At 69.9% G+C, this 11,203-nt stretch carries 9 protein-coding genes; 2 read left to right on the top strand and 7 right to left on the bottom strand.

Features of this window, described 5'->3' with window-relative positions:
* Nucleotides 1-170 precede the first annotated feature (170 nt).
* Nucleotides 171-809, top strand: coding sequence for a hypothetical protein (locus ACF062_RS06815; protein ID WP_392136692.1), 639 nt, complete (start codon nucleotides 171-173; stop codon nucleotides 807-809).
* 597 nt (nucleotides 810-1,406) lie between these two features.
* On the opposite strand, the gene ACF062_RS06810 is transcribed toward ACF062_RS06815, so the two are convergent.
* The 3 genes from ACF062_RS06810 to ACF062_RS06800 all read right to left on the bottom strand — a co-directional run bounded on the left by ACF062_RS06810 (nucleotide 1,407) and on the right by ACF062_RS06800 (nucleotide 3,751).
* On the bottom strand, nucleotides 1,407-2,114 hold the full coding sequence (locus ACF062_RS06810; RefSeq protein WP_392136690.1) for a hypothetical protein: 708 nt from the start codon (nucleotides 2,112-2,114) through the stop codon (nucleotides 1,407-1,409).
* Between the two features lie 79 nt (nucleotides 2,115-2,193).
* Nucleotides 2,194-2,895 (bottom strand): ribonuclease HII, encoded by a 702-nt coding sequence (locus ACF062_RS06805; protein ID WP_356578375.1) that lies wholly within the window; start codon nucleotides 2,893-2,895, stop codon nucleotides 2,194-2,196.
* A 241-nt stretch (nucleotides 2,896-3,136) separates the two neighbouring features.
* Complete coding sequence (locus tag ACF062_RS06800) at nucleotides 3,137-3,751, bottom strand: TetR/AcrR family transcriptional regulator (RefSeq protein ID WP_392136688.1); 615 nt, start codon at nucleotides 3,749-3,751, stop codon at nucleotides 3,137-3,139.
* A gap of 143 nt (nucleotides 3,752-3,894) precedes the next feature.
* Between ACF062_RS06800 and ACF062_RS06795 the strand changes: the two genes are divergently transcribed.
* A complete protein-coding gene (locus ACF062_RS06795) occupies nucleotides 3,895-5,451 on the top strand; it encodes an MFS transporter (RefSeq protein ID WP_392136687.1) in 1,557 nt (518 codons plus the stop codon).
* Between the two features lie 143 nt (nucleotides 5,452-5,594).
* On the opposite strand, the gene ACF062_RS06790 is transcribed toward ACF062_RS06795, so the two are convergent.
* From ACF062_RS06790 to abc-f, 4 genes are all read right to left on the bottom strand, one after another.
* A complete protein-coding gene (locus tag ACF062_RS06790; RefSeq protein ID WP_392136685.1) occupies nucleotides 5,595-7,097 on the bottom strand; it encodes a DUF4153 domain-containing protein in 1,503 nt (500 codons plus the stop codon).
* Between the two features lie 613 nt (nucleotides 7,098-7,710).
* Entirely contained in the window at nucleotides 7,711-8,619 is a 909-nt protein-coding gene (locus ACF062_RS06785) for an ADP-ribosylglycohydrolase family protein (protein ID WP_392136683.1), read from the bottom strand.
* A 12-nt stretch (nucleotides 8,620-8,631) separates the two neighbouring features.
* The gene (locus ACF062_RS06780) at nucleotides 8,632-9,291 is read right to left on the bottom strand and encodes a histidine phosphatase family protein (protein ID WP_223777180.1); all 660 of its coding nucleotides are present in this window, start codon (nucleotides 9,289-9,291) and stop codon (nucleotides 8,632-8,634) included.
* A gap of 34 nt (nucleotides 9,292-9,325) precedes the next feature.
* Nucleotides 9,326-10,936 (bottom strand): ribosomal protection-like ABC-F family protein, encoded by a 1,611-nt coding sequence (abc-f, locus tag ACF062_RS06775; protein WP_392136680.1) that lies wholly within the window; start codon nucleotides 10,934-10,936, stop codon nucleotides 9,326-9,328.
* Between the last annotated feature and the right edge of the window lie 267 nt (nucleotides 10,937-11,203).

Genomic DNA, 11,203 nt, shown 5'->3' with positions numbered 1-11,203 from the left:
CGCCCGATACCGGCGCGTGGCCGCGACTTGCTCGTTGCCGCGAGCCACGACGGCGGGAAGAATTGGAGTTGCTCCCCGCGCGATACCCAAGGCCCGGTAGGGCTGCGCCGCGGTGCGCTCCCCCAGCCCGACCCCGCCCTCAGTTGGGGCGCGTAGCCGAAGGGAGGACCGTGACCTTCGGATTCGCTCCGTCCGATGCGGCATCGCTGTCGCAGTCTTCGACGTCGGCCGACATGTCCGCCGATGCCGCCCACCGACTGGCCCGGATGCTTGAACCCGCAGAGTGGTCTGCCGCGGGAATCCCTCTGCTGCGCAACCCCCGTGAGGTCGTGAGTGGTCTGCACTCCCGGCATCGGCCGACGCCCATGACGGCCGTCGTGGCGGTGCTGGATGCGGAGGAACGGCTCCGGGCGAGCGCTTCGTTCAGTCGGCGCGCGAGCGCGACGGACGGCTGGGTATTCCGCAACGCTCTGCTGGCCCAGCTGCGCCGGATCATCCCTCACGATCTGCGGCGCCGCACGCCGGTGCGCACGGCCGTGCTGCTCTACTGCCGCGAAGGGGACGCCCGTTGGACGCAGGAGGACGGAGCCTGGATGTGGGGTCTGCGGGACGCCTGCACCTTGCACGGATTGCGTTGCGGCGCGTACATCACGCTGACGCGCGACGGCTGGCAGGTGCTCGGTGAGGGACGCGGTGGCCGCAGGCCGAGCGCCGACTCGCAGCCTGAAGCCCTCACAGGGGCCGATCCGCCGACTCCTCGCACCGGAGGGGCAGCCTCGGACGTGCTTCGTCGCGCGGCGGCACGCTGACGCGGACGGACACGGGCCGCACTGCCCGCGGGGCGCGACCTCGCCGCAGCGCTTCAGACGCGGGCACCATGGGCGTCGTCACCTCGACCCACCCGGCGCAGACCCAGCCGAACCGGCGGGTGGCCTGCCAGCCACAGCCGCCCCCGACATGCCGCGCCGCCCCCGACATGGCCCCCGTCAGGCACAGACAACGAACAGGCGCAGGCACAGGCACAGCCCAGAGGCACGCACCCCGTCCCCACACCGCCCGCTCACCGGAAACCGCACGGAACCGCACGAACGGCACAGCACGGATCGACAAGCAGCCGAGCCAGCCATGCCTCGCGCGACCAACGTCGGATCACCCGCGACCCAATCCGCACGGCACGGCACAGCCCACCGCACCGCGGTGGACACCGCACGGTGACTCTGACACCGCACGGCCCCGCCGAGCGACACGCGGCCCGCAGCGGCCGCCAACGTGCGTCCTCTACCGGACGTCGTCGTACGCCTGACGCAGACGCCAAGCGTCGTACGCCTGGCGCAGACGCCTAGAGTCGTACGCCTGAGGCACCCGCCTGGCCAGGACGCGCCAGGCGGTGATGCCGGACGCGGACGTCAGACGCCTGCGCCCAGCATCGAGTTGATCCGCTGCGGGTCGCCGCACACGATCAGCAGGGTGCCTGCACGGGTCACGGCCGTCGGCAGCGCGGCGACCGCGGTCTCCTCGCTGCCGCCGTTGACGGCGACGACGACCACGGGCCTGGACGCCGCACGGGTCAGCGCGGAGGCGTCGGCGTAGAAGACGTCGTCACCCGCGTCGTGCTGAGCCCAGTAGGCGGCCTCGCCGAAGGACAGCTCGTGCGTGGCCCACGGGTGCGGATCGCCGGTGGTGATCACCAGGACGTCCCCGGGCGCGCGCCCGGAGTCGAGCAGCAGGTCGACGGCTTCCTCCGCCGCGTCCAGCGCGCCCTCGGCCGAGGCCGGGATCAGCTGGATCTGCGGAACGGAAGCCGCGGGGGCACGGTCAGTGGATGCTACGGAAGCGGACACTCCGGAAGCAGTCACTCCGGAAGTGGAGGGAGCAGCGGTGGAGGGACCGGAAGCAGCCGGGGCGGACGGCCCAGGCTTGGCGGCCGCATCGCGCGGCGTGCGCTGCGCGGGCGGCATCGGCCGGGCAGGGCCCGGACGGCCGGGGCGCGGCGGGGCCACGGGACGCGGACCGGGTACGGGGCGGGGGGTCGGCGCGGTGCGGCCATTGGCCGGCGTGGCGCGGGGACCCTGGGCACTCTCGTGAATCTGAGGCTCCTCGGGAATGAGAGGCATGAAGTGTTGTCTATCAAACGCCGATGCGAGTCGCGTCGGCGGGTGGCACATGAGTGCGACCGGAAGGGCCGGAAAAGCGTCAGAACTCAAAGCCGAGCTGACCCTCGATTTCCGGAACGTTTCCGTCCGCCCAGCTGCGGGCCTTCTTGAGGTGCCGCCACTGGGGCAGCGCATCAAGATACGCCCACGAAAGCCGGTGGTACGGGGTGGGTCCCCGTTCCGCCAGCGCGGCCTTGTGTACCGGCGAGGGATAGCCGGCGTTGGCCGCAAAACCGAAGTCTGCATGTTCGATGCCCAGTTCGGCCATCATTTTGTCGCGCCGGACTTTGGCAATGACCGAAGCCGCCGCGACGGCCACACAGGACTGGTCGCCCTTGATCACCGTACGAACCTGCCAGGGAGCGCCGAGGTAGTCGTGCTTGCCGTCGAGGATGACCGCGTCCGGACGGACCGGCAGCCCCTCCAGCGCGCGCACCGCGGCGAGCCGCAGCGCGGCCGTCATCCCCAGTTCGTCGATCTCCTCGTGCGAGGCATGCCCGAGGGCGTGCGCCGTGACCCAGCTCTCCAGTTCCGCCGCGAGCACGGTGCGCCGCTTGGGAGTGATCAGCTTGGAATCGGTGAGCCCTTCGGGCGGCCGGCGCAGTCCCGTGACCGCCGCGCAGACGGTGACGGGGCCCGCCCACGCACCGCGCCCGACCTCGTCGACACCGGCGACGATCTTCGCTCCGGTGGTGGCGCGCAAGGAGCGCTCGACGGTGTGGGTGGGTGCTTGGTACGGCATGGCGCCAGATAGCCTACGCCGCCTGAGGTCTCCAGCGACACCCAGGCCTGCCCAGTAACTTCGGGGACCTTCCGGAGGGGGCCTCCGGCAGGTCCCTGGCCGGTCAGAGCGGGCCCGAGGACCGACCTCACCGACCGCGGGAAAGCCGCTCGGCAGACAGCGCGAAGCATCCGGCCGACCAGTCACCCGGCGCGGCCGACCCACCCCACCAGGCCCACCAGGAACCGGCCCGCACCTCACCTCACCTCCGCAATAGCGGCACCATCACCTGATCGATCAGATCCTCGAATTCCTCATCCGTCCATTCGCTCCCGCACACCTTGGAGCGATACATCAGCATGGCCGGGATGACATCACATACGTAGTCGTCCATTCCCCCGGAACGCACCTCTCCGCGCGCAATTCCCCGGCGTACGACTTCCTTGATCAGCTTGACGCCCGGTTCGACGACCCCCTCGAAGATCACGTCACGGAAGCGTTCCGCCGTCTCCGAGTCGCATTCGTGAAGTACGGCACGCAAGGCGAAGCCGGGGCGCGAGAACATCGCCTCCCGCATCTGCCGGCACAGTTGCAGCAGCTCCTCCCGAACACCTCCGAGGTCCGGCGCACTGTCGATCTGCGGCAGCCCGGCCCGCAGCGCGTGTACGACGAGGTCCGCCTTGGACGGCCAGCGGCGGTACACCGCGGCCTTACCCGTCTGCGCGCCCGCCGCGACGCCCTCCATCGTCAGCCCACCCCAGCCGACCGTACTGAGCTGTTCAAGGGCGGCATCGAGGATCGCCCTCTCCAGCACGGGCCCCCGGCGCCGCGGGGAAGCCGCCTGAGCGGGGGCGGCCGTCCAGCGCGAAGTAACCATCAACATCTCTCCGTTGAGCGAGCAAGCGAGCAGAAAAGAGGGAAGCGAGCTTCAGTGAACGCTTGCGTTCACTGAAGGGGAGTCACTACCGTCTTTCAGGACAGTGAACGGGACCGTTCACTATGGCACTTGCGGGGGATCATGTGACTACCTCTCAACTTACGCAAGATCGAAAGCCTGGAGCCGCACGCCGGGAGGGGCACCCCGGCATAGCCCTCACCGTCATCGCGGCCTGCCAACTCATGGTGGTCCTAGACGCGACGATTGTGAATATCGCGCTTCCCCACATTCAGGGCGCGCTCAACTTCTCGACGACCGACCTCACTTGGGTTGTCAGCGCATACACCCTCACCTTCGGCGGCCTGCTGCTGCTCGGCGGCCGGGCCGGGGACATCCTTGGACGACGCCGCGTCTTCATGGCCGGCATCCTCCTCTTCACATTCGCCTCGCTTCTGGGCGGATTCGCCCAAGAGCCGTGGCAACTGCTGGCCGCGCGCGCCCTCCAGGGTGTCGGAGGCGCGATCGCGTCACCCACCTCGCTGGCGCTCATCACGACGACCTTCCCCGAGGGACCGGAGCGGAACCGCGCGTTCGGCGTCTTCGCAGCCGTATCGGCGGGCGGCGGCGCGATCGGGCTGCTGGCCGGCGGCATGCTCACCGAGTGGCTCGACTGGCGCTGGGTGCTGTTCGTGAACGTACCCATCGGCATCCTGATCGCCGTCCTCACCCCGCTCTACATCAACGAATCCGAACGCCACCCGGGCCGCTTCGACCTCCTCGGCGCGCTCACCTCGACGGCGGGCATGACCTCGCTGGTCTTCGGCTTCATCCGGGCGGCGGAAGAGGGCTGGCGCGACAGCCTCACCCTGGGGTCGTTCGGGGCGGCGGTCGTCCTCCTGATCGCTTTCGTGCTCGTCGAGAGCCGCGCGAAGGAACCGATCACTCCGCTGCGTATGTTCGCCGACCGCAACCGCTCGGGCACGTACGTGATCATGCTCAGCCTGGCTGCCGCGATGTTCGGCATGTTCTTCTTCATCGTGCTGTTCGTGCAGAACGTACTGAACTACACGCCCATCGAGGCAGGCCTGGCGTTCCTGCCGGTCACGGTCGTGATCGCCCTCGGTGCGGCCCTGTCGCAGAAGTTCCTGCCTGTGCTCGGCCCCAAACCGTTCATGGTGACGGGGTCGGTCATCGTCGCCGCGGGACTGGGCTGGCAGACGCTGCTCGGGCCGGACAGTTCGTACGTCGGTGGGGTGCTCGGCCCGATGCTGCTGTTCGGCTTCGGCATGGGCCTGAACTTCGTGACGCTGACGCTGACGGCGGTCTCCGGAGTCGGCCTGCACGAGGCAGGCGCGGCGTCCGGGCTGCTCAACGCGACGCAGCAGGTGGGTGGCTCGCTCGGCCTCTCCATCCTGACCACGGTCTTCGGCACGGCGAGCCGGGACGAGGGGAAGGAGCAGATGGCGGACTTCATGGCGCACGCCACGCCGGAACAGAAGGCCGAGTTCGCCAAGACGCACGAACTCCCGGCGCCTTGGGGCCACGAAGTGCTGTCCGAGGGCATCTCGACCGCCTTCATACCGGCGGTGGCGATGGCTCTGCTGGCCCTGGCGACCGCCGTACTGGTGGTCCGCGTACGCAAGAGCGATCTCGACGCTCTTTCCGGCACGGCGAGCGCGGCCGGGCCCAGCGGCGGCTGAGCGGGGCGCGAGCCGACCGTGGCGGTCAGATCGGCCCGGCAGGCGAGGTGTGGCCGCCCGGTGCGGGCAGTGGTTGCTGAAGCGGGTGCGGGCGGCGGGCGGACGCGGTCACCTCAGCCGCCGCCACCAGCGCCGAGTCGACGTCAGGGGTAGGACGGGTACGGGGTGTGCGGATCGTCCGTACCCGTCCTTCCGCAGACCCCCACGCCCGTCCGCGGCGGCCGGGCCTCGATGATCTGCCTCGCCCGGGACTCCCCCAGGCTCGTCGCGTACCAGGGACCTTCCTCATCGCCGAGGCTGTCGGCTATGTCCTCGATCGCACAGGAGCGCTGGGGCTCCGGAAGCTTGTCGAGGGCCGGTATCGCGTCCGCGGACAGCTGACGGGCGTAATCAGGGTCAAACTTTCCGGTGTCCTCGTAACGCTGCACGTTGCGCTCGGCGATCATCGCGTCGGGCGACAGCAGACCGAAGGCCAGCACTCCCGCCGCGGCGCTCGCGGCGACGGCGCGCGGCAGCCATCGAGCGCCCCAGACGCCGGCAGCCATGATCAATACGATGATCACGCCGAGCCAGAGCTCCACTGCGACGACCGAAATCCTGAGCCGGGTGAGGCCGTACGCCTCCACGTACATGTCCATACGGCGCATCGCGGACGCCACCACGACGAGCGTCAGCGCGCAGAGCGTGCCGAGCACCGCACGGACGAGCGTGCGGTCCTTGGCGCCATCACGAGGTGCCCACCGCAACGCGAACACGATGACGAGCAGTGTGAGGAGCGTGGCCAGGAGCAACTGCCAGAAGCCTTGCCGCGCATAGGCGGAGTACGAGAGTCCTGTCTTGTCGAGGACGGCTTCGTAGCCGCCGAAGAGCACGGCGAGCTGGACGGCGTTGAAGGCCGCGAAGAGGACGTTGAGGACGATCAGCGGCAGCGCCCACTCCATCCGGCCGCGTGCCCGGCCGGGCTTCACCACGAGCCGGTCCCACCGGAGGGGGGAAGCAGCCACGTGCGCTGCGGCGAGCGCGCCGGCCGCCCCGATCACCAGGAGCAGGACGTGCCAGGGGGCTCCGGCGAGCGATGTGTCCGGTATCAGCTCGCCGAGCAGGTCGGCGAACGCGGCGTCCGCACCTGCGAACAGTGCGCCGAAGACCAGGAGCAGCACGGCGGTCATCGCCACCGCGCGCATCGCGGGACCGGCACCGCGCGCACTCCCCGCGCGCTCGCGCATGCCTCGCCACCCCCAGACGAGCCCCTTCCAGATCGCATCGAAGAGGCCGACGGGGCTGAGGATTATCCCGAGCCAGGTCCGGCAGCCCTGCAAGGCGAGTGAGCCGAGCGCGATCGCGGAGACGATAGCGAGGAACGACGGCCATCCCGCGTCCCGCAGTGCGGGCACGATCAGCAGTGCGAGTCCGCCGACCGCCCACGTCAGGGACCAGGGGCCGGGCGGGCTACCGGCTTTCTGAGAGGCGAAGTAGGCAGCGAGCGCGGCGGGGACGGCGACGATCAGCAGATTGATCGCGAGCCCGTCACCAAGGAGCAGCATGCTCAGTACGGCGGCGGCGAGCACCGAGAAGAGTGTCGCCGTCCGGACGGGGCCGGGCGGGGCGGTGCGCAGATCGGCGAGGAACGGCGTGGTTTCGCGCATGGGGGAACCCCAGGCGTCGTGTGGCTGTGGTCCTCCCCGTCCCACTGCCTGGTACTGCGGATGCCGCGGCGGCACAGGCGTCCCGTACTGCGGCGGTGCGGCGGCCCGGCCCTCGGGGCCGGCCTGACCACCGCCGGCGGGTACCGACACCCCGTGACCACCAGTCGCTTCGGCGGCGTCGCGTGGCTCCTCAACGGCCGGCGGCGCGGTGACGCCAGGCGGTTTCGACGCGGGCGCGTCCACCGCGGCCGATGCACTCCCACCAGCAGATGCATCACCGCTGACGGACGCACCACCACCGGCAACCGCTTGGCCTCCGCGTAGTGCTTCGCCATCGCCGCTACGTTCTGCTTCGCCACCGGCCGTGGGCTCACCACCACTGGCTGATAGGTCGGACACGGGACCCCCTCCCGACCGGTTCATCCGGACCGCACGCCGCTCACAAACGTGACCGTTGGGCTGCCGGGACCGGCATCTCGTTCAACGCGCGCAAGCCAAGATCAACTGACGGCCGCATCAGACTAACCGGACGTCCATGCTCAGCTCCCGGCCCGGATGCGCCTGTGGCACGACCGTGACCTGCGGCCGTCGATGGTTCCCAAAATGCCCGGGATCAGGCCTTCCCGACGGGCAGCCAGTCCGGCAGCGCCTCGGTCCGCTCCAGCCACTCCGCGGGCGGCTCGCCACCGTCGCGGGAAGCAACCACGCCCCCCACGATGGCGCAGGTCGTGTCCATGTCGCCGCCCACCTGGGCGGTGTCCCAGATAGCGTGTTCGTACGCGCCGAGCCCCCGGGCCGCCGACCACAGCGCGAACGGCACCGTGTCGTGGGCCGTCGTGCGGCGCCCGCATCCCAGCACCGCGGCGACCGTCGCCGCGTCGCCGTAGTCGAGCATGTCCCGCGCCCGGCGCAGTCCCGCACCCACGGCACTGCGCGGCACCAGGGCGACGACGCCGTCGAGGAGTGCCTGTGGCGTCGGCGGGCCCGCCGGATCGGCCGTCAGCGCAGCGGCCGCGGCCACCGCCATGGCGCCGACCACGGCCTCGCGGTGCTGATGCGTGGTGTAGGCCGAGATCTCCGCCTGGTGCGTCGCCTGCTCCGGGTCGTCCGCGTACCAGGCGCCGAGCGGGGCGATCCGCATCGCGGCGCCGTTGCCCCAGGACCCCTGTCCCTTGAAGAGCGCGGAGGCCAGCTCCCTCCAATCGCCGCCCTCACGGACCAGCCTCAGCAACCGGTTCACGGCAGGGCCGTACCCGCGGTCGAAGTCGTGGTGCTCGGCGAAGGACTGGGCCAGCGCGTCCTGGTCGATCCGGTGGTGCTTCATGAGGACGGCCAGCACGGAACAGGCCATCTCGGTGTCGTCGGTCCACTGCCACGGAGCGTCCGGCAGCTGTCGGTGCTTGAGCAGCGGGTAATGCGCGGGCACGAAGAACTGGGAGCCCAGCGCGTCCCCCACCGCCAGTCCGCGCAGGCTGGCCAGAGCGCGCTCCAGGCGCCGGTCGGGAGAGGAGTCAGCGGTCATCGCCCTGCCACTCTATCCGGTGACGCCGTACGGCTCCGGCTCGCGCCAGCGCACGAACGGCCGGTCCAGTGCGTACTTGCCGTCCTCACCGAGCACCAGCATCCTCATCTCGCCGTTCCCCGGGTTGGCCAGGGACTCGAACTCTGCCACCGTCCAGTGGAACCACCGCATGCAGAACAGCCGCATGGTGAGTCCGTGCGTGACCAGCAGGACGTTCGGCGGGTGGTCCGGGGCCTCGAAGCTCCGGTAGAGGCTCTCCAGGAAGGCCCCCACCCTGTCGTAGACATCGGCTCCCGACTCGCCCTGCGCGAAACGGTAGAAGAAGTGTCCGTACGCGTCCCGGTACGCCTTCTGCAGGCGTACGTCGTCCCGGTCCTGCCAGTTGCCCCAGTCCTGCTCCCGCAGCCTGGGCTCCTCACGCACCCGCACCAGCTCGGGGTCGAGCCGGAACGCCTGCAACGTCTCGTGCGTGCGGCGGTACGGCGAGACGTACACGCTCACCCGCTCCCGACCGAGCACCTCCCGCAGCCGTTTGCCCGTCTCCGCCGCCTGGGCCCACCCCGTCTCGGTGAGGGCGAGCGCGTGGTCGGGCTCGCGCTCGTACACGGTGTCGTCGGCGTTCCCCGCCGACTCGCCGTGCCGGACCAGGATGATGCGCCGCGGGCGTGCCATGCGGAAACCCTAGATCGGCTCGCTCGCGGGTGGGTCAGCCGGGTAGCCGCCCGGACTCCATCCGGCGTATTCGCCCCGTGAAACGCCGCCGCAGGGACCGGTCGTGCGAGACGACGACCAGCGCTCCTGTCCACTCGTCGAGCGCCGCCTCCAATTCCTCGACCAGGCCGAGCGCCAGGTGGTTGGCGGGCTCGTCGAGGAGCAGGAGGTCCGCGGGCCTGGCGAGCAGCCGCGCAAGAGCAAGCCTCCGGCGTTGTCCGGCAGAGAGCGAGCCCACTGGAATGTGCAGGTCGCGATCCCGGAACAGGCCGAACGAGAGGAGCAGTTCCGTCTCTTCCTCCTCGGTCAGTCCGAGCCCTCTTCCGAAGACCTCAAGGACGCGCTCGGCAGGACGTCGTACCGGTATCTCCTGTGCGAGATAGCCGATCCGTCCTCTGCGGACGACGGTGCCTTGGTCCGGTTCCAGCACGCCCGCCAGGGTGCGCAGCAGTGTGGATTTCCCCGCGCCGTTATCCCCGTGGATCAGCAGGCGCTCGCCGGCCGATACCGTGAACTCGTCCACTGCGAGCCGCTCGCCCACGCGTACGTTCCGCAAGGCCACCAGCTCGCCTTCGGTGGCGCCCGTCATGGGACGCGCCGCGAACCTCAGAGGCTCGGAAGGCTTGGCGACGGGCTGCTCCTGGAGCCTGCGGAGTCGCTCCTGCGCGTTGCGCACCCGGCCCGCGACCGAGGCTTGGACTCGGCCTCCCGCCCGGTCGTACGCCATTTTGTTGTTGTCCTTCATGGCGCGTCCGCCGGCGACGGCATGGGCGGTGGTCGCCATGAACTCCTGGAGTCGGGCGGTCTCCTCGCACCACTGCGCGTACTCCTGCTCCCAGCGCGAGCGGGCAGCTGCCCGTTCCGCGAGCAGTCCCTGATAGCCGCCACCGTGGCGCACCACTGTCCTGCGGTCTGCGTCCACTTCGAGGATCGCGGTGACGACCCGCTCCAGGAACGTGCGGTCGTGGGAGACCGCGACCACGGTGCCGCGATGTACCGACAGGGCGCTCTCCAGCCAGTCGAGCGCCCCCTCGTCCAAGTGGTTCGTCGGTTCGTCCAGGAGCATGACTTCCGGGGCCGCAGCGATGAGACAGGCCAGGCCGAGCCTCGCCTGCTCACCTCCGGACAGGCTGCCCAGGACTCTGTCCCTGCCGATATGCCCGAGGCCCAGCCCGTGCATAGCCTTGTCCACACGCGCGTCCGCCTCATAGCCGCCGCGCGATTCGAAGGACGTCAGCAGATCGCCGTACTCCCCCAGGGCCTGTTCGGTCGCGGAACCAAGGTCCGCTTCGAGCTCGCGCAGCCGCCGCTCCATGGCTCGCAACTCGGCCAGCGCCGCGTCGATCGCGTCACCGACGCAGCGCTCCGCAGGCAACTGGGGAGTCTGCGCGAGCAGCCCGACCCCCTGTTCGGCGACGGTCACGACCTCTCCTTCGTCGGGCTGGTCGTCACCGGACATCAGGTGCAGGAGTGTCGACTTGCCCGCGCCGTTCTCCCCCACGACGCCTATGCGCTCGCCCGGCTTGATCGCGAGGGAGACCCCGTCGAACAACAGCCGATCGCCACGGGCTTTGGTCACGCCATGCAGAGAGATCTGAGTAGGCAAGGGCACCCCCGAATTCGCATCCATACCAGATTAACGCAACTGAGGTTGCATTACGATGAGTGTGACACAACGAGAGAGCTAACGCAACAGAAGTTGCAGTAAACTTCGCGGACACGAGATGACGGAGAGGGACGATCCATGGCGCAGAAGCCCGTTGCCGCTGGTCGGAGCAGCCGGTCGCAGGATGCGGATCGGCATGCCGCCGGGTCGGCGAGTGGCGATACGGACCGGCGAAACCCTTCCAAAGGGGTCCCGAGGCCCAAAGGG

It is taken from the genome of Streptomyces sp. NPDC015345 (assembly GCF_043078805.1).
Classification (GTDB): domain Bacteria; phylum Actinomycetota; class Actinomycetes; order Streptomycetales; family Streptomycetaceae; genus Streptomyces.
Note: the sequence above shows the minus strand (reverse complement) of the source record. Positions and strands in the feature narration are given on the sequence as shown.